This window comes from Chlorobaculum sp. MV4-Y (assembly GCF_025244685.1).
Taxonomy (GTDB): Bacteria; Bacteroidota; Chlorobiia; order Chlorobiales; family Chlorobiaceae; genus Chlorobaculum.
The window spans coordinates 641,037-662,133 of record NZ_CP104202.1; the positions used below are offsets into that span (position 1 = coordinate 641,037).

Annotated in this window: 20 protein-coding genes; 3 read left to right on the forward strand and 17 right to left on the reverse strand. The window is 54.9% G+C overall.

What is annotated here, in order from left to right:
- The first annotated feature begins 14 nt into the window (after nt 1–14).
- Nucleotides 15–2,210, forward strand: coding sequence for a ComEC/Rec2 family competence protein (locus tag NY406_RS03030; protein WP_260633280.1), 2,196 nt, complete (start codon nt 15–17; stop codon nt 2,208–2,210).
- On the opposite strand, the gene NY406_RS11270 is transcribed toward NY406_RS03030, so the two are convergent.
- From NY406_RS11270 to NY406_RS03055, 5 genes are all read right to left on the reverse strand, one after another.
- Nucleotides 2,207–2,365: a hypothetical protein gene (locus NY406_RS11270; protein ID WP_411267086.1), complete on the reverse strand. Its 159-nt coding sequence runs from the start codon at nt 2,363–2,365 to the stop codon at nt 2,207–2,209. The genes NY406_RS03030 and NY406_RS11270 overlap by 4 nt on opposite strands.
- A 142-nt stretch (nt 2,366–2,507) precedes the next feature.
- Nucleotides 2,508–3,068: an NUDIX hydrolase gene (locus NY406_RS03040; RefSeq protein ID WP_260633281.1), complete on the reverse strand. Its 561-nt coding sequence runs from the start codon at nt 3,066–3,068 to the stop codon at nt 2,508–2,510.
- A complete protein-coding gene (locus NY406_RS03045) occupies nt 3,065–4,519 on the reverse strand; it encodes an ABC transporter permease (RefSeq protein ID WP_411267087.1) in 1,455 nt (484 codons plus the stop codon). The genes NY406_RS03040 and NY406_RS03045 overlap by 4 nt, the downstream gene beginning before the upstream one ends.
- A 180-nt stretch (nt 4,520–4,699) precedes the next feature.
- Nucleotides 4,700–5,299 carry a 50S ribosomal protein L25/general stress protein Ctc gene (locus NY406_RS03050; protein WP_260633283.1) on the reverse strand — a complete coding sequence of 200 codons (600 nt, stop codon included), beginning with the start codon at nt 5,297–5,299 and terminating at the stop codon, nt 4,700–4,702.
- Nucleotides 5,300–5,337: 38 nt separating this feature from the next.
- Complete coding sequence (locus NY406_RS03055) at nt 5,338–6,309, reverse strand: ribose-phosphate pyrophosphokinase (protein WP_260633284.1); 972 nt, start codon at nt 6,307–6,309, stop codon at nt 5,338–5,340.
- A 167-nt stretch (nt 6,310–6,476) separates the two neighbouring features.
- Here NY406_RS03055 and lpxD point away from each other — a divergent pair, with 167 nt between their 5' ends.
- On the forward strand, nt 6,477–7,538 hold the full coding sequence (lpxD, locus tag NY406_RS03060) for a UDP-3-O-(3-hydroxymyristoyl)glucosamine N-acyltransferase (RefSeq protein WP_260633285.1): 1,062 nt from the start codon (nt 6,477–6,479) through the stop codon (nt 7,536–7,538).
- Nucleotides 7,539–7,596: 58 nt separating this feature from the next.
- On the opposite strand, the gene NY406_RS03065 is transcribed toward lpxD, so the two are convergent.
- The 8 genes from NY406_RS03065 to NY406_RS03100 all read right to left on the reverse strand — a co-directional run bounded on the left by NY406_RS03065 (nt 7,597) and on the right by NY406_RS03100 (nt 15,485).
- Nucleotides 7,597–8,331, reverse strand: a complete 735-nt coding sequence (locus NY406_RS03065) for a glycoside hydrolase family 15 protein (RefSeq protein ID WP_260633286.1) — start codon at nt 8,329–8,331, stop codon at nt 7,597–7,599.
- A 101-nt stretch (nt 8,332–8,432) separates the two neighbouring features.
- Nucleotides 8,433–8,747 (reverse strand): glycoside hydrolase family 15 protein, encoded by a 315-nt coding sequence (locus tag NY406_RS03070; protein ID WP_317618674.1) that lies wholly within the window; start codon nt 8,745–8,747, stop codon nt 8,433–8,435.
- A 151-nt stretch (nt 8,748–8,898) separates the two neighbouring features.
- Entirely contained in the window at nt 8,899–9,249 is a 351-nt protein-coding gene (locus tag NY406_RS03075) for a trehalase-like domain-containing protein (RefSeq protein WP_260633287.1), read from the reverse strand.
- Between the two features lie 137 nt (nt 9,250–9,386).
- Nucleotides 9,387–11,339 (reverse strand): response regulator, encoded by a 1,953-nt coding sequence (locus NY406_RS03080; RefSeq protein ID WP_260633288.1) that lies wholly within the window; start codon nt 11,337–11,339, stop codon nt 9,387–9,389.
- 159 nt (nt 11,340–11,498) lie between these two features.
- Nucleotides 11,499–12,812: an FAD-dependent oxidoreductase gene (locus NY406_RS03085; protein ID WP_260633289.1), complete on the reverse strand. Its 1,314-nt coding sequence runs from the start codon at nt 12,810–12,812 to the stop codon at nt 11,499–11,501.
- Nucleotides 12,803–13,738 (reverse strand): AfsA-related hotdog domain-containing protein, encoded by a 936-nt coding sequence (locus NY406_RS03090; RefSeq protein ID WP_260633290.1) that lies wholly within the window; start codon nt 13,736–13,738, stop codon nt 12,803–12,805. Before NY406_RS03090 ends, NY406_RS03085 begins: the two co-directional genes overlap by 10 nt.
- A 487-nt stretch (nt 13,739–14,225) precedes the next feature.
- The gene (locus NY406_RS03095) at nt 14,226–14,618 is read right to left on the reverse strand and encodes a nuclear transport factor 2 family protein (RefSeq protein WP_260633291.1); all 393 of its coding nucleotides are present in this window, start codon (nt 14,616–14,618) and stop codon (nt 14,226–14,228) included.
- 177 nt (nt 14,619–14,795) lie between these two features.
- Nucleotides 14,796–15,485: an OmpA family protein gene (locus NY406_RS03100; protein WP_260633292.1), complete on the reverse strand. Its 690-nt coding sequence runs from the start codon at nt 15,483–15,485 to the stop codon at nt 14,796–14,798.
- A gap of 246 nt (nt 15,486–15,731) precedes the next feature.
- On the opposite strand from NY406_RS03100, the gene NY406_RS03105 reads away from it, so the two are divergent.
- On the forward strand, nt 15,732–16,607 hold the full coding sequence (locus NY406_RS03105; RefSeq protein ID WP_260633293.1) for a DUF2515 family protein: 876 nt from the start codon (nt 15,732–15,734) through the stop codon (nt 16,605–16,607).
- Nucleotides 16,608–16,628: 21 nt separating this feature from the next.
- On the opposite strand, the gene NY406_RS03110 is transcribed toward NY406_RS03105, so the two are convergent.
- From NY406_RS03110 to NY406_RS03125, 4 genes are read right to left on the reverse strand one after another with little or no spacing between them, the layout of a single operon-like run.
- Nucleotides 16,629–17,873, reverse strand: coding sequence for an ABC transporter permease (locus NY406_RS03110; RefSeq protein ID WP_260633294.1), 1,245 nt, complete (start codon nt 17,871–17,873; stop codon nt 16,629–16,631).
- A gap of 2 nt (nt 17,874–17,875) precedes the next feature.
- Nucleotides 17,876–19,141, reverse strand: a complete 1,266-nt coding sequence (locus NY406_RS03115) for an ABC transporter permease (RefSeq protein ID WP_260633295.1) — start codon at nt 19,139–19,141, stop codon at nt 17,876–17,878.
- Complete coding sequence (locus tag NY406_RS03120; RefSeq protein WP_317618675.1) at nt 19,138–19,776, reverse strand: ABC transporter ATP-binding protein; 639 nt, start codon at nt 19,774–19,776, stop codon at nt 19,138–19,140. The genes NY406_RS03115 and NY406_RS03120 overlap by 4 nt, the downstream gene beginning before the upstream one ends.
- A 50-nt stretch (nt 19,777–19,826) precedes the next feature.
- Entirely contained in the window at nt 19,827–21,095 is a 1,269-nt protein-coding gene (locus tag NY406_RS03125; protein WP_260633296.1) for an efflux RND transporter periplasmic adaptor subunit, read from the reverse strand.
- Nucleotides 21,096–21,097 lie beyond the last annotated feature (2 nt).

The window sequence follows — 21,097 nt, forward strand, 5'->3', positions numbered from 1 at the left end:
ATAAACCCCTGATTATGCGGTATTTCCTTTCGGCCTATCCCGCAGTGCGACTGCTTGCCTGTGCTGTTGCGGGGATCATGGCCGCCATTTTTTTGCCTGTTGCCCCCATTGCCTGGTTTGCCGTCGCGATTGCGTCGTGTATCATGACGGCGTTGCTGCTTTTCGTCAGTCGCAAACGGCATCCAGTGGGTACGGTTTCCCTGTTTTCAGCGGCATGTTATCTGATGGCGGTGTTCAGCGTGTTCGCGTTTCATGCCTCAGCATCATACCGGCTCACGTCGTCACCGTCGCTGCTTTCATGGGTTGGGCGGGATGTGATTCTTTCCGGGATCGTCGATGGCCGCCCGGTTGACAGAAATGACCTTGTCACCATGCGGTTGCGGGTGAGCGAGGTGTTTGACGATGGCCGGACGACAACCGTTTCTGACAGGGCGAAGGTTGTCGTCCGGATGCCTGGAGACGAGGAGATGCGGTTTCAGGAGGGCGATTTTGTCAGGGCGAAGGGGCGGCTCGCTCTGATTCCTGTGGCGGCGAACAGGGGAGAGTATGACCCGCGTTTTCAGAATCGGCTGAAGGGAATTCATGTCCAGATTTTCTGTGCAGGGCCGTGGCAGGTGCTCCGGGAACCCCCGAAGCCGGGCTTTTCAGTGGTGCAAAGCATCGTCAATCCCGTTCGCAACTATCTCAATTCGGCAATTGACCGCAACTTTCCCGAGGGTGGCGCGCGGTACTTCATCAAGGGCATGGTGCTTGGCGAGCGCGAGCTGATGCCGGAAGAGCTGTACGAAGCATTCCGGCGAACCGGTACGGCGCACGTGCTGGCCGTTTCGGGTTTGCACGTGGCGCTTTTGGCCTATGCGGTGAATCTTTGCCTGCAACGCCTGAAGGTCACGGAGGCCGGACGCTGGCTATCGCTCTTTATCATTGTCGCGGTGATCGGCCTCTACAGCTTCGTGACCGGCAACGCCCCCTCGATCAAACGCGCCTCCGTCATGACGGCTGTGATCATTGCTGGCGGCACGATCGGACGCAAAAGTTATCCGGTGAACTCTCTGGCTGTCGCCGACCTGCTTATCCTTCTGTTCGACCCTTTTGACCTCTTGACGCCCGGATTTCTGATGACAAACGGCGCTGTGCTCGGTATTCTGACCATCTATCCGCGCTTGTCAGGCATCGTGCCGGATGGCAAAGGGGTGCTGCAGCGTTTCGGGCATTGGCTGTGGAGCGCCTTTAGTGTTAGCCTTTCGGCCATGATCGGTGTCAGCCCAGTGATCGCATGGTATTTCGGCACCTTTTCCCCGTCGGGCATTGCGGCCAACCTGCCGGTGGTGCTCTTTTCGACGCTCGCCATGTACGCCTCGTTTCCGATGTTCCTGTTTCACGGTTTCGCCAGCGGGATCGCTTCGCTTTTCGGCGCGGCATCATGGTTTTTCGCGCGTCTTGCCCTGTCATGCGCGGAGCTTTTCAGCCGTCTGCCGCTGGCCAGCGTGGAGGTGCGGCCTGGGGTGCTTGATGTGGCGGTGTTTTATCTCACCTTCGCGTTCGCTTTTTATGCGCTCGTCAAGAGGACGTGGGGACGACTCGCGGTTTTCGTTCTTGTCGGGATGAATGTTCTGCTCTGGAATCAAGTGCTCAGGCCGGTGCAGACGCCACCGCAGGTGGTGACAGTCAATGTTGGCCGGGAGGTCGCGGTGCTTTTTTCTGCGGGCGGCCAAACCTGCCTGGTCGATGCCGGACGGCGCGAGGGGAGCTGGGAGAGAATCCGTCAGCAGGCGAGTGTCTGGAATCTGGCAACACCGGTTTCGGTGGCAAGCCTCTTTTCTCCGGGCTCAGTGATACAATCCCTGCCGGTTTCGCCATTTCCGACTGCCTCAGGTGCCGCTCCTCACCGGAGTTTCGTTATCAGAATGCTGGATGCCAAGGTACTCAGAATCGACAGCAAGACGCACTCGTTGCTGCTTGTTTCGGGGCTGAAACGGCTCGAAAAGCAACGGGCGGATGGTGCCGATGTGGTGTTCTGGGTCTATCGTTTCACTGGAAAGGAGTGGCATCGGCTTGATGCGTGGATAGCAGAAACCAGACCACGCAGGATGCTACTCGTGCCGGGGCCATTCATGACCGCCGCGCAACGCGAATTGCTGAATCGCTATGCCGCCTCAAGGCAACAGGTCGAGGTGCGTTCAAGGAGCAGGCAGACGGTGTGGTATTAAATATTTTCCCGGCTGAAGAGGTCAGGCGCGGCGAGGGTGTCGATGATTTTGATGACGTCAGGCGAGAGGCCGGGCGGATTGATTTTGCGGAGCACCGAGGCGAGGGTGGCGATTTTGCCCTCGATCGGCAGGAACTTGTTGACCACGACGATCATGTTCTCCTTGACCCGGCAGTCACCTCCGACGAAACTGCCCTTTTCATACCTGATTTTGTGCCCGGTCGAGACCAGAGCTTCCTCGAGCAGATCGAGCTGTTTCTGTTTTTTTCATATCGCGCTTCTCTTCCGGCCGTTCAGTTCAGTCGCATTGCAAAAAGTATTTGAGCACCGGGGCCGCGTGCAGTGCCTGGATCATCCCTCCGTCGAAAACGATCTCACGCAGGCGGTCGAGCGGCGTCAGGTGCACCGTAATCTCCTCGGTCGGATCTAGGTGCTGCATTCCGGACAGGCTCACGCCTTCAGCGAGGAACGAGTAGGAGATGTTGTTCTGAAGAGCAGGATTTGCACTCAATTCCATCAACGGCGTCCACGTTCCGCCGCTGTAGCCGGTCTCTTCATGCAGCTCCCGTTTTGCCCCGTCGAGCGGCGATTCTCCCTCATCGAGCACTCCGGCGGGCAGCTCCCACGACACCTCGCCGAGGCCGTGGCGGTACTGGCGGATGAGCACTGCATGGCGCTCTTCGGTGATCGCCAGCACATTCACCCAATGGGGGAACTCTTGCACGTAATAGTCGTCGATTGTTCTGCCGCTTGTAAGCCGCACGCGATCCTGCCGCACGGTGAGCCACGGTCTCCGGTGCAGGTAGGTCGATTCGAGTACCTCCCAGTGCTCAGGATCGTTGTCGAAACGCTGGCTCATCCGCGCATTCTCGGGTCGAGGGCGTCGCGGATGCCGTCGCCGATGAGGTTGAAGCAGACCACGGTCGAGAGGATCGCCACGCCGGGGAAGGTTGAAATCCACCAGTGGTTCAGCAGGCTGTCGCGCCCCTCGTTGATGATGTTGCCCCAGCTTGGCGTTGGCGGTTGCACGCCGAGGCCAAGGAAGGAGAGGCCCGCTTCAGTCAGAATAATGCTGCCGATGCGCAGCGTGGCGGCCACGATGACCGGCGTCAGCGTGTTGGGCAACAGGTGGCGGAAGATGATGCGCAGGTTGGAAAGTCCGAGCGATTTGGCCGCCAGAATGAACTCCTGCTCCTTGAGCGAGAGCACCTGCCCGCGAACGATACGAGCCACACCCATCCAGCCGGTGAACGAGAGCGTGATGACGATCAGGTAGATCGAGTTGCCGAAAGTGGCGATGATGATGAGGATGAGGAAGAGCGCCGGGAAGGCGATGAGCACATCGACGATGCGCATGAGCGTGTTGTCCACCCAGCCGCCGAAATAGCCCGACGAGATGCCGATGACCGTGCCGAGCGAGACCGAGATGAGGACGACGAGAAAGCCGATGGAGAGCGAGATTCGCGAGCCGTAGATCACGCGGCTGAAGATGTCGCGTCCATACTGGTCGGTGCCGAGCAGAAAAGTTTTCGTGACGGCGTAAACCGGTTTTTCGCTGTTTCCGGAAACGTTGACGAGCTGATCGAGCGGCAGGCTTTTTTCCCGCATTCCTTGCCGGTAGAGCACCTCGTTGCCTTCGATGCGGTAGCTGTTCACGAACTTCAGGTTATGCTCCTCGTTACGCGACCGGAGCTTCTGGCTGTCGAGAATCAGGATGTTTGCTGCATTGGATGCCATGTCGCTGCCGGTGCGAAGCGGAATGACCATCGTCCGGTGCTGGCGAAGCACCAAGGCGTCAAGGCGCGTCAGTGGTGGCTGATAGGCGGTGACCAGGAAGTCCTGCTGGTCGTAGGGGCTGAAAGGCGAAAGCAGCGGCGCGAGGAAGGCGACCGAGTAGAGCACGAAGATCACCATCGATGCCGCCACCGAAATGCCATTGCGCTTGAAGGAGATCATGCCGAGCTGCCAGAGGCTCGCTTCACCGGATTGAGATTCATCTTTCTCTCTGAGCCCCTTGCGGTACGAACGCACGGAAAAGCGCAGGAGCAGGAAGGGAACAATGATGAGGTAGAGTGCAGCGATCCAGAATTCGAGGGTTTCAATTGTGAATATCTGGCTGAAGTTGGTTGGCGACAAAACAAGAAGCGTCACGCCTGCGGCCAGCGAGCGAAAGCTGATGATGACGAGGTCAAGTCTCGCCGCGAGAAGGGCGAAAAACGCCAGCGTCGCCAGCAGGTAAAAGAGGCCCAAAGAGCGTTTGCCTGCGCCCAGAAGGCCGAGTCCCGGCACGATTCGGTAGAGTATCGGCATGGATGATTCACTTGCTCGTTGCGTGACCATCGGGAATAGATGAATGGATTAGTCTCAAAGTATCCTCAAAGTACCCAAAAAACGACACTTGCTGCACGATTGCAAACGGCAATCCGTAAAAAAAGCCGCCTTTTCAAAAAAGGCGGCTTTTTTTCAATTTGCAAACCGTTCGAAGGCGAATCAGGCCTCAGCGGTGGCTCCTTCAGCAGCGGCTTCAGCCTCTTTCCTCGGAGCTACAACTGATACCACTGATGCGTCGGCATCACCGAGAATCTGGATGCCTTCCGGTGCGATTGCCTGAAGATCGCGAATATGCAGGGTCTGGCCCAGTTCGAGAACGGAGACATCGATGGTGAAGTGCTCCGGCATAGCTTCAGGTTTGCCCTTCAGGGGCAGGGTGTGTACGTTGATCTGGAGCTTGCCGCCACCGATCTTCACGCCAGGGCACTCGCCTTCGAGGTGGATTGGCACCTCCATTTCGACTACTTCATCAGCCGAGAAGAGCTGGAAGTCGGCGTGAATGACGCGATCGGTCACCGGGTCGAACTGCACGTCCTTGATGAACGAGCGGACAGACTTTCCATCAGGGTACTGAAGGTCGATCATGTGCGACTCAGACGAGTGAACAAGCTTGTTGAGGCTGATTTCCTCGACGCTGATGGCAACGGTGGCTTCTCCTTTATGGTAAACAACGGCTGGCACCTGGCCCTGACGGCGCAGCTTTGCAGCCTCGTTTTTCTTCACTTCGCGAAGGTTGACAGACAGTGCTCTTGTTTCCATGCTATTTCCTCTGGTTCCTTTAACAGTTAACGCTTGTATTAATGGTGATTGGTAATTTTTTGCGAGATGTTCTTGCTGTCGAACAGATAGCTGACCGACTCTCCGTCATAGATTCTCTTGATAGCCTCGCCGAACAGGTTGCTGATGGTGACGGTTTCGATTTTTGGGCAGTAGTCATGCTCGCTGACCAGCGAGTCGGTGACGATCACCTTTTCGAACACCGAGTTGTTGATGCGCTCAATAGCCGGTCCGGAGAGAATCGGGTGAGTGGCCGCGGCGTAGATTTTCAGACCGCCCGCCTCCTTGATCGCCTTGGCGGCGTTGACGATGGTGCCTGCCGTGTCGATCATGTCATCGACGAGCAGCACGTTCTTGCCTTTCACATCACCAATGATATTCATCACTTCAGCCACGTTCGCTTTCGGTCGGCGTTTGTCAACGATGACCAGCTCGGTGCCGAGTTCAGAGGCGAACTTGCGGGCAAGCTTGACGCCGCCTACGTCCGGCGAAGCCACGACGAGGTTGTCGGCAATATCCATGTTCTTGACATGGTCGATCAGCACCACGCTCGAATAGAGGTGGTCGAACGGAATATCGAAAAAGCCCTGAATCTGCGGAGCGTGCAGGTCCATGGTCAGGATCCTGTCGGCGCCCGCCTGCGTGAGCAGGTTCGCCACGAGCTTGGCGGTGATGGCCACGCGCGGCTTGTCCTTTCTGTCTTGACGGGCATAACCGTAATAGGGCAGGACGGCCGTGATTCTGTATGCTGAAGAGCGCTTGGCGGCGTCGATCATGATGAGCAGTTCCATCAGATTGTCAGCCGGGGGATTGGTGGACTGAATGATGAACATATCCGAGCCTCTGATCGACTCGAAGTAGTTGACCGAAATTTCGCCGTCCGAGAAGTTTTCCGCCTTAGCATCGCACAGCGGCATGCCGAGATAATCGGCAATTTTTTCCGCAAGTTCCGGATTGCTGCGTCCCGCGACTATTTTGATTGGTGTTTCCATCGCTCACTGCTTTTTCTGATGAAACGAATTATATTACGCCTCCATCTTCGGTTACCGGGTACGGCGCTCAGTGTGTCGCAACCGGAACGGTAAAAGGATTCAGAATATAGCAAAACGGATTAAAATTATAAGTAAATTTTCTGGCTGACCTTGTCAGTGTGTAGATCATGAAGATTGCAGATATCAAAGCCTTTCTCGGGCGTTACTTCGATCCGGTCGAGCTGGTCGGCGCGGGTGACATCGAAATCACCGGGCCAGCCAAAATTGAAGAGGCCTCGGCGGGCCAGGTCAGTTTTGTGGCCAATGAGAAGTATTACCGTCACATCGCCCAGACCGGCGCTTCGCTCGTTATTGTTGACCAGAAGGCTCCTCTTGACGACGCACCGGCAGGCGTGAGCTTCCTGAAAGTGCCGGATCCCTACACTGCTTTCGTGTTTATTCTCCAGCACTTCTCCGGCAAGCGGCGCATCGCGGCTCTCGGTGTCGCCGCCTCGGCTTCGATTGCCCCGTCGGCCCGGCTCGGCGAAAATGTCACCGTTGGCGAGCACGCTGTTATCGGCGAGCAGTGCGTCATCGGCAGCGATACGGTGATCGGCCCCGGCACGGTGCTTATGGACGGTGTGACTGTCGGCTCCGGATGCACGATCTTTCCGCTGGTGACGATTTACGACGGTACCGTGATCGGTGACCGGGTGACGATTCACAGCGGTACGGTCATCGGGGCGGATGGTTTCGGCTTCGCCCCGCAGAAGGACGGCTCCTATATTAAAATACCGCAGATGGGCACGGTCGAGATTGGCGACGATGTCGAGATCGGTGCGAATACGACCATTGACCGTGCGACGATGGGCACGACGGTGATCGAAAAGGGGGCGAAGATCGACAATCTCGTGCAAATCGCCCATAACTGCCGGATCGGCGGCGACACAGTCATCGCCTCGCAGGCCGGTATTTCAGGCAGCGTCAAGATTGGGCGCCAGTGCCTCATCGGCGGGCAGGCCGGATTTGCGGGCCATCTCGAACTTGCCGATCGCACTTCGGTGGCAGCCAAGGCCGGGATTTCGAAATCATTCCTCGAACCGGGGTTGGCAATTCGAGGTGTGCCGGCACAGCCGATGCGCGATCAGCTCCGGCAGGAGGCGCAGGTGCGGGGGCTTGGCGAAATGAAGTCGAAGCTCGAAGCGCTTGAAGCGAAGTTGCAGGCGTTACAGCAAAAGCTTGGCGAGTGAGGTCTTTACACGCCAGCTCCGGGGTTGATGGTTCTGTGGCAAGGCGGAGTTCCTGTTCTCATCGATACGAACTTTTCCTGACGAGATCAGTTTCAAAATTCAGGGGACAATTGAGCTGTGGATGTCGGCCAGTTTCCGCCTTACGGATTCGCGGGTGGGGCAGTTTACTGTCGATCAGGGTTGCTGTGGCGTTGATGTAGCCGATGTGGCTGAACGCCTGCGGGGAGTTGCCCAGCATTTCCTTGCTGTATGGGTCATACTCTTCTGAAAACAGTCCGAGATCGTTGGCAGCGGCCATCGTTATGCCGAGCAGCTTTTCGCCTTCAGCGATCTTCCCTGACAAGGCGAGGCACTCGATTATCCAGAAATTGCAGAGCAGGAATCGGCCCTCATCTCCTTCGAGTCCGTCATCAGCACGGTAGCGTTTGACGAATCCATTGTCCATGAGATGTGTTCGGCAGGCTTCGATTGTGCCCTGGATGCGGGGGTCGGTTACAGGCAGAAAGTCGACGAGCGGCATGATCAAGAGGCTGGCGTCGGGAATCTCCGTGTCGAAATGCTGGACGAAGGCGTTCAGCTGCTGGCTGAATCCGCGCCTGAGCACTTCGTTTTTGATCTCTTCGCACTCACGAGCCCAGCGTTCGATCGGTGCATCGAGTCTGAACTTGCGGGCGATGGCGATGCCGCGGTCGAGCGCCACCCAGCACATCACTTTCGAATAGACGAAATGGTACGAGCCGTTGCGCGCCTTCCAGATGCCGTCATCCGGCTTGCGCCAGTTTTCGATGGCCATTTCGCAAATACCCCTGAAAAATGACCAAAGCGTGGCGTCGATACTGCCCGAGCATACTCCGCAAGCCGGAGTGCAGCGTCCATGATTTCTCCGTAGATGTCTCACTGCTGCTGGCTGCGCGCGGCGTTGCCGGTTCGGACCGGTCTGGAGTGCCGGTATCCGTCAAGATGATTCAGATGCGTTTCCTGCAGCGGCTCTTCTCCGTGGATCGAATACATAGTCATCAAATCGCGCCTGCCGTTTTTCCGGTAGGTGTCGTGCAGCCAGCGGATGAACGTGTCCGCTTCGCTCGTGTGGCCGAGCGCGAAAAATGCCTTGAGGGTGAACGAGGCGTCCCTGAGCCAGTTGAAGCGGTAGTCCCAGTTGAGCTCTCCGCCGATGCTTTCCGGCAGCGATGTCGTGGCGGCGGCAACGATGGCTCCGGGTCGGCTGAAAGGTGAGCAGTTTGAGGGTCAGGAGCGACAGCGGCTGATCTGCCTGGCTGATCGTGAAGCCCGCCGCCTTTTTCGGCGATCACGCATTCATCGAGTCCGTAGCCAGGGTGCGGCTCAAGAGTCAGTATGAAATCTATTTGGCCTTGATCGACGCGAATGCAGTGATGAATGCCCTGGGGGCGTTCGTGAAACTGCTCTTCTTCAAGCGGCATGAAGTCATGTCATAGAGCGTCGCTTTGCCGTTATCGGTTGTGAACGAGGTGCAAAGAATACAGGTGCCGGACAAGTACTCCCGTTTGGACGAAAAGGCTTCGGCGGGTTTTAGGCTGAAATATCCACCTTTTCGTTCATCAAGCAGGGCCGCGAATACGGTTGGTGAGTCGAAATAGGGTGGCGAGCAATAATCGATCGAGCCGTTCGAGCTGACCAAGGCGGCAGTTCGCATGTTGCCGATCACGCCGTAATCCGAAATATTGCGATCCATGGCCTGGCAGGTTCAACAAGGCATTACGTCTGTGAATCGCATATTATTATGGAATTTGGGCGTTTTTGGGGGGAAAAAGATGGGTGGATGACTGATCGTGAAATTTCGTGCTGTGATCTTCAGCACATGTTTCTCATTTATGCCGCTGGTGTATTTACCTTGAGCATGGCGGTAACTTTTTGCAAGAAAGGCTTGAGCTTGACCGGTTTCAAGAGGCTATCGTTGATGCCGCTTTCTTTGGCAAGTTTCAGCGTCGCATTGTCCAGATTGCCACTCAGCCCGAGTATCGGTATGTCGCGATAGGAAGAGGGCATCGCGCGAATGCGTTGAGCAGTCTCAAAACCGTCGAGCACCGGCATTCTCATGTCGATGACCAGCAGGTCGCAGGGCTGTGACTTCAGAATATTAAGCGCTTCCAGACCGTTGGAAGCTTCGAGAATGGTGATGCCCAGCTTGTTGAGCATCAGCTTGATGACCCTGCGGTTGAAATCGAGATCGTCCGCTACCAGCACTGTCTTGCCCGATAGCGACTCTTTGAGTGTCTCCCGGACCATCTCCAGCGAGCTTTTCATGGCACTCAAGAGTTCGGGCAGGGCTGGTGGCATGGAGATGATGGTAGTTATGCTATTGTTGGCGTTGTCGACCAACGAGTTTGCCGAGGAGCGGCAAACGACAACGGGGATATCTCTACCTTTGTTCTTGACGCTGTTTGCAAGTTTTACTGTGCCAGCTTTTGGCTGACTGATATCCGCAAGAACAAGATCGTAATGCTTTGTCTCGAGCATTTCAAGGGCCTTGTTGTTATCCTCGGCGTTATCCATTCCGATTTTCAGCGGTATGAGCTGTTGACGGATCAATGGCACATATGCTTCGGGAATGGCAACCATGAGCACGTTTTTTCCTGCCAAGAAAGGTGTGTATTCCGCATAGAGGCTCGATTCGAATTTGTTGATTGTCGCCTTGTCGAGAACCGGGAACTCCAGAGCGAACTCCGTGAATTTGCCCACTTCGGATTTACAGGTGATCTGCCCCTTGAAAGATTTCATCACCCTTTGGCAGAACGCCAGCCCAAGTCCTGTGCCGTTTTTTTTGCCCGAAGTGAAGAAAGGCTCGAAGATTCTGGGAAGGATGTTTGGCGGAATTCCAGGGCCGTTATCACGGATGAGAATTTTGTTGACCGATTCCCCTCGCTGGATTGTGATTGCGAGGCGGCCGTCAGGCACCTGCTGAAGAATCTGCAATGCGTTTTCCAGCAGATTGTAAAGCATCAAACTGAAGTTGTTCTCCTCTCCAAGGAATATGAAATCTTCTCCCGGGCTAAGATGAATCATTTGTCGTTCGTGTTCTGAGGCATAGCCATACTCTTCTATGGCTTTTCGTGTTACTGTCATTGCTGACAGGCAAGCCAGATCCTCCCGGGTGACATCAGTATTCCTGAAATTGCCAAGGGTTACTGTGATAACCTGAAGGCCGCGGTTGATTGCCATCTGTGCCTGGATTGCCCGCTTTTGGATCGTTTCAATATTCTTTTTAGGAAGCGATGTGCAATCACTTGAGGTGCGGCTCTGTGGCAGTTCCAGCAGGATTTCATCAAGATTGTGGCGCACCTGTGAGAGCGGATTGCGCATCTCATGGGCGATACTGCCAGCAAGGGCTTCAAGAGCGTGATACTTTTCTTCCGCTTTTTTTCTCTCGAGTTCTTTAAGGGTGTTCCAGTTACCGAAGCTGAAAATATATCCGGCGAAGATGGAAAAGCCTATGACGATCGAATAAAGGGGAATATTAAAGGCCGGATTGAGTGGTACATAGGGAACTGACAGGTTGTGAAAGAGGATTGCGCCCAATACGCCGGCCAGTAAATCGAACATGAACAGCAACCAGTTTGGCACAAACATCATCAGCACGAATACCATGAATATTTCCCAGTAGAGCCAGAGCTCGTGAAAATTGTTCATGAGAAGGTTCACCGTGAAAGTGAACGGCAGGACAAAAGTCAGGCAAGCGTGCCAGTAAAAAGGAAAATATGGAGTAAACGATGAAGGCAGGCGCTGCATGAACATCAGGCTTATGCACAACAGGGTGGCAACCATTCGGAGCCAGAAGTTTTCATAGGGCAGATGGAACCCGTATTTGAAAACCAAATAAAAAAATATTAGCGAATGCCCCCAGTATGCCTGATACCATAGCATCTGAACGGGAAACTAACGTCCCTTCTCTTAGGTATTCAGTTAACTGCTCAATGAGTTTTTTCAAGAACCATCTCCAATTACTTTTTCAACACATTCCTTGGCTGCTCTGAAGCAGGCTTCGATCGAGGCACCGCGGCGATAATCACCGGTGATTCCCAAGCCGGATAGACTATTGACAAGGTGGTCTGTTTTTTCGAGAAGCAGATGGTGTTTCGGAGAATATGCGCATAAACCCTTTGTAAAATATCTAAATACAAAGGCCTCTTTAGGATTCTCTTTTATGTTAAAGTAAGGAGATGCAATCTTTTCACCAAGCTTTATTACCTTTTCCGGCGAAGACTGCTCAGAGATCGTCGTTCTTGAGGCTTTACCGCTGAAGGTATATCTGACAATATCCAGATCGTTAAGGCCATAGGCTCCTGCGTTGCTCAGAGGGGAATTACGTTCAAAAACCATTGCGCGACGGTTTTTGGGGAAGACCTCGTCACGATATTTTACGATTGCTATGCCGACCGGGAAATAGCTGATCTTATTGAGTAGCTTGGAGGCTTCAGGCAACTCATCCTGGAGCAATTCGGCCAGACTATAAGCGGGTAGGGCTGAAATGACCCGGTCATAACTCTCTGTACCTGGTGTTGCACCATGCAGATAATTTATGCGAAACTTGTCCCGATCTTTGGCTATCGAAGTGACCCTGTGACTGGTCAATATCCTTAAAGAAGAATCTTTTCGGTGATTGACGACGAATGTATTGAGCAGATCATACATTCCTACGGTGAGTTGTTCGAAACTGTCGAGGGCAAGGGCCAGATTCGAACCGAAATTTCCAGGATAACACTCCTCAGGCTCGGCCCCATTCATCCGGATTGTTATTGGCCTTATCACCCTTTCGATACAGCGCTGGTTCAGATGCCGGTCAAGTGCGAGATGATCAAAGTTCTCGCTCAGTGCTCGGAAATAGTCACTGCACAGCACCCCCTGACTACGATCATTCAAAATCGCCTGGATGTGAGGGTAGAGACGGGTTATTCCTTTTCTGAAGCCGCAAAGGCGGATGATTTTAAGGAGATTGAGCCATACGGAGCCTTCCCGACTGATGGAGACGATGCGTCCGTTAACAAGTTGTGACGTGTTTATGCCAAAATACTCAAATGCAGGATCTCCGTACGCTCTGGCGAATTCGCGAAAAAGTAAATAATTACGGCCAATATTTTTGCCCCCAAAATCTACCCTGCGTTCCTGCAGAAAATCACTGCCAGCTCTGCCACCTATTTGGTTTTCCGATTCAAAAAGATCAACGCTGACATGTTGCTGCGCGAGGTAGAATGCTGCAGCAATACCTGATATTCCACCCCCAATGATTGCTACATGCATTGCGTTGATACCATTGATTCATGCATTCTTTTGAGCTTCGAATCAAAATTGGTCTTATGTCTTTCTATAATTTTTTTCAGACGTTGCTCTTTTTGTGCATAACGTTCAGCGTTAGTGCAAGCGAATCCTTTCAGAATGGTATCCGCACATAGTCTACCCCATTGGAAAACCTGCATATAGATACAGGCTTCCGCATCATCGCTTGTTTCGCTTGTTGTAAAATTAGTGTAAGATCTGCATATTATAGGAGATTCCTGTTCAAGAAAATGGTAGAAGCTCGTGTTGTAATTTAGCAGGGCAAGTTTTCCGTCAAGTGGTAGTCCTTGATAATGAGCGCTTGCAATTCCAGCCTGTCTCAATGCCTCAAGCATAAGTAACCCTTGGACATGAGGTGACTGATGATCGAATTTCAGCTCCGCTGTTTCTGAAAATATATTGAAGTAGCGCAGCCTGCCAGCGGTAAAAGGTTCTGAGACAAGAACGTTAGCCTCATCGTGTTTGTGAACCAGATTTTTCTGAATAAGAGCTGGTCGCGGGTCATTCGGGCTGAGGGCAATTGGGCTGTTGAAGAGACGGTTTAGGTCAAGAGGCAGTTTTTTCATGAGGTGCGCAGCCTTGTCAATACCGAATGGAGCATCATTGTTCCAACCCGATACAGCAATGGCCTCGAGTTTTTCGTAAAGACCCGGATGAAGGCGGCGATATTCCTGGGAAAGGAATGGTTGGCAAGCGTCACCAAGAAGACTCTGGAAATCGCATGCTTCTTCGGGCGATTCGGCTATGAGCACCGACCGCTCTTCGGCAGAAAAAGGAAGGCTGTCACCTTTGATGAGCAGACAATAAGATGCTGTGTCGAAAACAACACAGCGGGCGCTATTCGCTGTCCCCGAGTGATGGTTTGTTTGCTGTGTTATACTGGCACTCATGAAAAAAGCTTTTTCAATGGTTATGATGGCCGAGCGTTATATGCAAGTTTAACTTCTGCTTTTGTCCATCATGGTTGTCCAGAATTTTTTGTAATCTTTTCAAGACTTCCATGCTGACTTGTTCACATGTGCTTGCAGCAGGGCTGCATCCAAGCTTTTCAGCATTACAATCAGAACCGGATGCTCACCTGATAACGAGTCAAGACAATTGTAAGGGACGCGGAAAATTGCTCCTCTTTTCATTACAATTAAAAACATTTAAAACCATCAATTGCCGACCAGAGCGTAGGTAAAATGCCTATTGTGTTTTCCCTACCTATGTATATAAGGATTTTATCGGAAATTCACTATAGCTCACGGTTATATGGCTCAGTGCCTTACATTTTTTTCTGTAAGAGCTCGGGGTAGAACGAGCTATGAGTGTATTCATGTTGCCAGTGATCGCATATTGGCAATTACCGGCAACGCAGCTCATAAAATGGTTCACTTATGACAGGTTCCTTGGCACCTGCGACGAGTGGTGGTGGATGATCGGCCGCTCATGCTCCAGATTGACGGCGAAGGTGAATCTGGAGGGGAATGTCAGCAGAAGCTGGTCAACCTCAAACTCGAAAGCGTAGGTGCCGCTCAATATCCAGGCGTTTCCGCCCAAGTGCTGTTTTTTCAGCGATTTTTCGTAGAGACGGACTTGCAGGTTGTCTCTGGTTGCGAGCTGTTCGAAGTAGTGGCGTATGCCTTCGGTTGTACTGACGGTATGAGGGGAAAAAGTCGGGATCAGCACCGCTTGTTCATGATAGAGCTGCTCTACTTTTTCGATTTTTCCGGTGCATATTCCGGTTATCCATTCCGAAAGAACTTCTTCGGCATTCTGGTAGCGCATGGCAGGTGGGGTGCTGGTGGGGTTGATACTTCTGAAAGCCGGTTTTCTTAGCAGGCCGTCGGCAATGCAAACAAGAAAACTGCCTGTCCGGCAAGATTCAGACGCTTCTGAGCAAGCCGGACGGGCTAAAGATAAGCATTTTTTTGTTTTGGTAACCCTTGGTTTGAACCAAGAAAATCAAAGCTTTAGTTCTCCGGTCTGGGCCTGTCGCTTCAGATCGTTGTTGGCGTAAATCAGCACTTCGACGCGGCGATTCAGGTGTCTGCCTGCCTCGGTTGCGTTGGTGGCTACGGGTCGGGTTTCGCCGTATCCAATTGCAGTGAGACGGCGGCCAGAAACGCCATACGTCCTCAGAAGTGTCGAGACCGATTCGGCGCGGCGTTCAGAAAGAATCTGGTTCGAGGCGGCTGTGCCGGTATTGTCGGTATGTCCTTCAACGACCACGTCAGTATCGTCGTAGCGGTTCAGGATTCTTGCGAGTTTCTCGATGTTGTACCGGCTGTTGGCGTTGAGGGTTGCCGAGTCGGTCGAGAAGAGCAGGCCAGTATCAAAGACCACGCGGATGCCTTCGCCGACCCGCTCCACATTGGCTCCCTGAACCTGCTGGCGAATTTCGTTAGCCTGCTTGTCCATATAGTCGCCAATGACTGCACCAGCCGCGCCGCCGACGGCTGCGCCGATCAGAGCTCCCTGAACCCAGCTGCCGTTGTTGCTGCCGATGATGCCGCCAATGATGCCGCCAGCTGCCGCGCCATACCCGGCGCCGCGCCCGGCGTTCGAGGATGATTCACAACCGGCAATCATCGTTGCTGTGGAAAAGAGCATGACAAATGCGGCGGGTTTTGCAAATTTCTGAATGGTATTCATCGTTTTTACGGTTTTCTGTTGGATAGAAACGCGTGTGTCGTATGGTCAAGCTTGCTCGCGACATCTCCGGGGCATGTCTGTGCGTCCGCGGCAGCTCTCATTTTAATGTATGAAAAATATTCTTGTCGTCCTATTTTGTTTATGAAACGAAGGTTATCGGGTATGTCTGGATCATAAAATTAATTACCGTATTCAGTGGTTGTCAGTTCAGTAAACAGATAAAGTGTTTTCGAAAGACATAAAATAATGCTGCAAACCCGAGAAGAGTGGCGGCAGATAGCCGAGTCGGTTTTGCCGCCAAAAGAGCGGTACTCCGACCGGAACCGCATGATTACCGCTCGCTATGCGGGTTGGTATCTCGAAAATCCCGGAATCCTCAAATGGGCCGGGATGGCCGCATTTGCCTCCCGGCAGGTCGGCCTGGCCATCCTGGCTGCCGAGCTGATGACGGCTCCGGAGCGACAAAACGCCGACGGTAATCCACTGCTGGCCTTGCACCGTTTCGGTACGGACCGGCTCATGCTCGCCGATTTTGAGGAGATACGGAACGGCAACAACAATATTTACCGCGACATCGCCTGGGCGCATGCCGCCTACATTGGCGGTGGTATGGCCGAGCTTGAGGCGTGCGCCGCCGAGCGTGAGGATGATCTGCTTGTCGAAGGATTTGGCATGATCGATCACGGGCGAAAGCTTTTGCGCCGTGATGCCAATGATCCTGAGGGGGAGCGGCTCATCTGGGAGGGCAACACCTTTCTCTTGCGTCATGAGCAGGTTGATGTGCTTCAGCCAGTATTCGACAGGCTCAGTTCCGGCGGGCGGGTTTTGGCATCGTTCGGCAGCGAATTAGATTTTTCGGGATCGCCGATTTCCGACTCCCGGTATCGGGCCTCCTTCAGCTCGTTTCACGGCTATTTTGAAACGCTCGCCGGTCTGAAAAGCGTCGCCAATCCGGCTGACCGGTGGCAATGGGTCGAGCAATGCGTGATCCCCTCATGGAAAGCCGCCGACCGCCAGATGGGACACGAATGGTCAGGCAGAAACGAAATGGCGAAAATTGCCGCCGGTCAGCAGGATACTGTCCAGCAGTTGTCAGCTTTTGTCACCTCTTTTGGCCGTTAAGAGTCCTGCACTTTGTTGCCATCACCGTGTCGCGCGGAGCGCGGTGACCGGGTCAAGGCTGGAGGCTTTCCAGGCTGGGAAGAGGCCGAACGAGATGCCGATGACCGAGCATACCGTCAGCGACACGACGACCCACAGCCACGGAAACATCAACGGCAGATTGAAGTTGACCGCCACCAGGTTGCCCGCCGCCGCTCCGGTTACAATGCCGACCACACCGCCGCCGATTGAGAGCAGCAGCGCTTCGAGCAGGAACTGCTGCAAAATCGAGCGCCGCGGCGCGCCGACCGACATGCGGATGCCGATTTCTCGCGTCCGCTCCGTCACGCTGACCAGCATGATGTTCATGATGCCCACGCCCGCGGTCAACAGCGCCATGAAGCTGATGATAAATGCCCCGATGCTGACGATTCGCTGGATGTCGCGGAACGAATCGACCAGCGATTCATTGGTTCTGATCTCGAAATCGTTTGGCTTTTTGACCGTCAGACCTCGTGCAAGCCGCATTGCACCGATGGCCCGGTCGATGGTTTGCTTGTAGTTTTTCTGCGACATTGCCTCCACCGTGATGGCGATGCTCGATGTTTCATTCACCTCGTCGAGATAGCGGGTGATCGGGATGAGCACGAAGTTGTCCTGGCTCTGGCCGAACGCCGCCCCCTTCTTGCTGAACACGCCGATGACCGTATAGACCTTGCCGTTGACCCTGATCTGCTTGCCGATCGGGTTCTGCCCCTGCCGAAACAGGTAAGCGGCCACGTCGCTGCCGATGACGGCAGTGTCAGAGGCGTAGCGGAGGTCGCCGTCGTTCAGGTTCCTTCCCGCGATGACATCGAAACCGTTAGCCGGAGCGAAGCTTTCGTCGCCGCCGGTGAGCGTGACGTCGGGATTGGTGATTTCGTTGCCGTAACTGGCCTGCGCGGCCTGGCTCGTGATGATAAAGCCGATATTCCTGGCGCTTTGACCCATGTATTTTTTGAAGAGCTGCGCCTCTTGCCAGGTGATGTCCTTGCGGTTGGCGTACAGATTGCGGTTATGCCCGCCGCCGAACACCGTGGCAGGATTTTTCTGGATCTGGAAGGTGTTCGCGCCGAGGCTCGACAGCCCCGAGGCAATCGAGCGGTCCACGGCGTCGAGCGCCGTCATGACCGCGATAATAGAGAAAACGCCCACCGCTACCCCGAGCGTCGTGAGCGCCGAGCGCAGCTTGTTGGCCGCCAGTGATGTTGCGGCCTGTATCACGGTTTCCATGACTGAGAGCATCATGGCTATTCGTACCTGAGTGAAACTGCCGGATCGAGCCTTGATGCTGAAATCGCCGGAGCGAGGCCGGAGATGATACCGGTTGCCACCGACACTCCGATGCTCGCCAGGACGAGCATCGGCGAGAAGCTGACGGGGAAGTCGGGCAGCAGAGTCTGGATGAGCACGGTGATCGAGAGCGCCGTGGCGAGGCCAATCACGCCGCCGACGAGGCAGATCATCACCGATTCGATGAGAAACTGCAACAGAATGGTACGGCGTCGAGCGCCGAGCGCTTTGCGTAGGCCGATCTCCCGGGTTCGCTCCTTGACGCTCACAAAGGTGATGTTCATGATGCCGATGGCCCCCACGAATAATGACATGCCGGTGATGAAGATGCCCGCCATCGCAATGCCGTTCTTGATCGGATCGAGTTGGCTCTTGAACGCCTGCTGTTCGTTGATGCCGAAGTCGTCTGCTTTGCCGGGCGGCAGTCTCCGTATCCGCCGCATCAGGCCGGTCAGCTCCTCCTTGGCCTCCGGAATCCGCTTTTCATCCCTGACCTTGACCCTGATCGTCACCATCGGGGTTTTTCCGTACACCTTTGTGAACGCGCCGAGCGGCATGATGAGCTGGTTGTCGAAGCTGAAGAGGCCGAGGAATTTGCCCTGCTTTTTGAAGATGCCCACGACGCGCACGTTGTGATTCTTCAAGCGAAGCGATTGCCCGACGGCTCTTCCGCCGGGGAACAATCCGGTGGCGATGTCGTCGCCGATGACGCAGACCTCGTCGCCTGCCGCCGACTCCTGCGCTGTGAAAAAGCGCCCTGCCGACAAGTCGCCCGAGGCGGTGAGCGGGTAGTCCTGGTTTGTGCCCAGCGCGAAGATCTGCAGAATCTCGCGGTCGCGGTAGCGCGCCGAGGCATCGATGGTGGACATTTGCGGCACGGCCACGATCAGCTCCGAGAGCGGGTTGCCTGCGATGATCCGGTTGATCTCGGCGGCGTAGCGGGTCTCGATATCCGGCCGGTTGCGGAATCGCCACCACGAGCCCATCGTGCTCCACGATCCCTTCTGTACGTAGATCACATCGTAGCCAAGCATGGCAAGGCTCTTGTCGAAACCGAGCTCGATGCCATTGATCGCCGTGCCCATCATGGTGATCGCCACGATGCCGATGATGACACCGAGCGCTGTCAGGAACGAGCGAATCTTGTTGGCCATGATCTGGTACACGGCAATGTTCAGGCTCTCTGCCGTCTCGTACCGGAACTGTTGCAAAGCGGCGTTCATGGTGCGGAGTCGCTTTCGATTCTGCCGTCGCGCAGGCGGATGATGCGGCGGGTGAAACGGGCGATCTCCTCTTCGTGGGTGATGAGGATGATGGTGTTGCCCGCGTCGGAGAGTTTGCCGAAAATCTCCATGATGTCGTGACTGGTGGCCGTGTCGAGGTTGCCGGTCGGCTCGTCGGCCAGGATGATCGACGGGCGGTTGACCAGCGCCCGTGCGATGGCCACGCGTTGCGTCTGCCCGCCCGACAGTTCGCCGGGTTTGTGGTTGATCCGGTCGCCGAGGCCAACCTGTTCGAGCGCCTGACGTGCCCGTTCCAGCCGCTCTTCCGGATCGATTCCGGCGTAGACCAACGGCAGCTCGACGTTACGCAGGCAGTTGAGGCGCGGCAGCAGGTTGAAGGTCTGAAAGACGAAGCCGATTTCGCGATTGCGCACGCGGGCGAGCTGGTCGTCATCCATTTCGGCCACGTTCTGTCCGTTCAGCTCGTAGCGTCCCGAGGTTGGTGTGTCGAGGCAGCCGAGGATATTCATCAGCGTCGATTTGCCGCTGCCGGACGGCCCCATGATGGCTGCGTAGTCGTTCCTGCGGAAATCGAGATCGATGCCGTCAAGCGCCTTCACGGTCTGGTCGCCCATCGTATAATGCTTTGAGAGCGAGCTGATTCTGATGATGAAGGGACGGTCGCTCACGGCTTCTCCTGCACTTTCACCGCGCTTCCGTCGTGCAGCTCGCGGCTGATGGCGCCGTAGCTTCCCGACACCACCGTTTCTCCCTCTTTCAGTCCGGAGAGGATGATGATGTGGGTGTTGTCGGTGGTGCCGGTTTTGACTTTCCGGAAACGCGCGCGTCCATTCTCGACAACAAAAACCCCTTCGATCTCCTCTGGTGTTCTGGTTGCAGATGGTACCTGTACCGCTTTGTTATCGTTTGACGAATTTGCCGGTACGGCCGGGGATTTGCCTGAAGTGTCGCGTATCGTGACACTCTGGATCGGCACGACAAGCGCATTGGGCACGCGCTGGGTTTCGATCTCTGCCGTGCCGCTCATGCCGGGCTTGAGCAGGCGCTGGTGGTTCAGAATTCTGATCTTGACAGCGAAGTTGGTCACCTCTTCCTGCGTGTTCGCGGCCTGCGTGGTGGCCGAGTTGGCGATTTCGCGCACCTCGCCCGTGAACTTGCGGTCGCCGAACGCATCGACCGTCACCGTGACCGGATTGCCGACGCGCACGTTGACAATGTCGTTTTCGTTCACCTCCACTTCGAGCTGCATACTGTCGAGGTTGGCGATTCGCATCACCTCGGTGCCGGGGAACTGCCCCGTGCCGACGACGCGCTCGCCGGACTTGCTTTTCAGCGACACGATCGTGCCATCAATGGGAGAGCGTACCACCGTTTTGCCGAGGCGCTCGTCGTTCTGGTCGAGCATACTCTGGTTCTGCTGGATGGAGAAGCGCGAAGCCTCGTAAGCGGCGCGGTTGGCTTCGGCGTTGGTTTTGGCCGTGAGCCAGTCGGTCTGCGAGATCAGCTTGTCCTTGTAAAGAATCGAGGCCTTGCGGAAATCGTCGTCCGCCTTGAGCATTCGCGCTTTGGCCTCCATGCTTTGCGCTTTCGATAGATTGAGCTGGGCCCGGCTTTGCTTGACCTGATTGACGTAGATGTCGGGCTGAATCCTGAAGAGGAGTTGCCCGGTTTTCACCTCCTGGCCCTCCATGACCGGCAGTTCGATGATCTCGCCCGACACGTCGGGAGAAATGGCTACCTCGGTTTCGGGCTGGATTTTGCCGGTTGCCGTGACGGTGTGCACCACCTCCTTGCGGAACACCTTTTCGGTGGTCACCTCGACCGCTTTTTCACGTGTGTTCATCCAGACAAGCGCCGCAACTCCGATGGCGAAGAGCGCGCCGCCGATGATGATGATGTTGCGGAGTTTTCCAGAGCGTTTGGTTTTAGCCATAA

Bases quoted from the DNA above. Each gene is read 5' to 3' on its own strand.
- NY406_RS03030 (WP_260633280.1), top strand. From the start codon at position 15: ATGCGGTATTTCCTTTCGGCCTATCCCGCAGTGCGACTGCTTGCCTGT.
- NY406_RS11270 (WP_411267086.1), bottom strand. From the start codon at position 2,365: ATGATCGTCGTGGTCAACAAGTTCCTGCCGATCGAGGGCAAAATCGCC.
- NY406_RS03040 (WP_260633281.1), bottom strand. From the start codon at position 3,068: ATGAGCCAGCGTTTCGACAACGATCCTGAGCACTGGGAGGTACTCGAA.
- NY406_RS03045 (WP_411267087.1), bottom strand. From the start codon at position 4,519: ATGCCGATACTCTACCGAATCGTGCCGGGACTCGGCCTTCTGGGCGCA.
- NY406_RS03050 (WP_260633283.1), bottom strand. From the start codon at position 5,299: ATGGAAACAAGAGCACTGTCTGTCAACCTTCGCGAAGTGAAGAAAAAC.
- NY406_RS03055 (WP_260633284.1), bottom strand. From the start codon at position 6,309: ATGGAAACACCAATCAAAATAGTCGCGGGACGCAGCAATCCGGAACTT.
- lpxD (WP_260633285.1), top strand. From the start codon at position 6,477: ATGAAGATTGCAGATATCAAAGCCTTTCTCGGGCGTTACTTCGATCCG.
- NY406_RS03065 (WP_260633286.1), bottom strand. From the start codon at position 8,331: ATGGCCATCGAAAACTGGCGCAAGCCGGATGACGGCATCTGGAAGGCG.
- NY406_RS03075 (WP_260633287.1), bottom strand. From the start codon at position 9,249: ATGGATCGCAATATTTCGGATTACGGCGTGATCGGCAACATGCGAACT.
- NY406_RS03080 (WP_260633288.1), bottom strand. From the start codon at position 11,339: ATGGTTGCCACCCTGTTGTGCATAAGCCTGATGTTCATGCAGCGCCTG.
- NY406_RS03085 (WP_260633289.1), bottom strand. From the start codon at position 12,812: ATGCATGTAGCAATCATTGGGGGTGGAATATCAGGTATTGCTGCAGCA.
- NY406_RS03090 (WP_260633290.1), bottom strand. From the start codon at position 13,738: ATGAGTGCCAGTATAACACAGCAAACAAACCATCACTCGGGGACAGCG.
- NY406_RS03095 (WP_260633291.1), bottom strand. From the start codon at position 14,618: ATGCGCTACCAGAATGCCGAAGAAGTTCTTTCGGAATGGATAACCGGA.
- NY406_RS03100 (WP_260633292.1), bottom strand. From the start codon at position 15,485: ATGAATACCATTCAGAAATTTGCAAAACCCGCCGCATTTGTCATGCTC.
- NY406_RS03105 (WP_260633293.1), top strand. From the start codon at position 15,732: ATGCTGCAAACCCGAGAAGAGTGGCGGCAGATAGCCGAGTCGGTTTTG.
- NY406_RS03110 (WP_260633294.1), bottom strand. From the start codon at position 17,873: ATGATGCTCTCAGTCATGGAAACCGTGATACAGGCCGCAACATCACTG.
- NY406_RS03115 (WP_260633295.1), bottom strand. From the start codon at position 19,141: ATGAACGCCGCTTTGCAACAGTTCCGGTACGAGACGGCAGAGAGCCTG.
- NY406_RS03120 (WP_317618675.1), bottom strand. From the start codon at position 19,776: ATGGGCGACCAGACCGTGAAGGCGCTTGACGGCATCGATCTCGATTTC.
- NY406_RS03125 (WP_260633296.1), bottom strand. From the start codon at position 21,095: ATGGCTAAAACCAAACGCTCTGGAAAACTCCGCAACATCATCATCATC.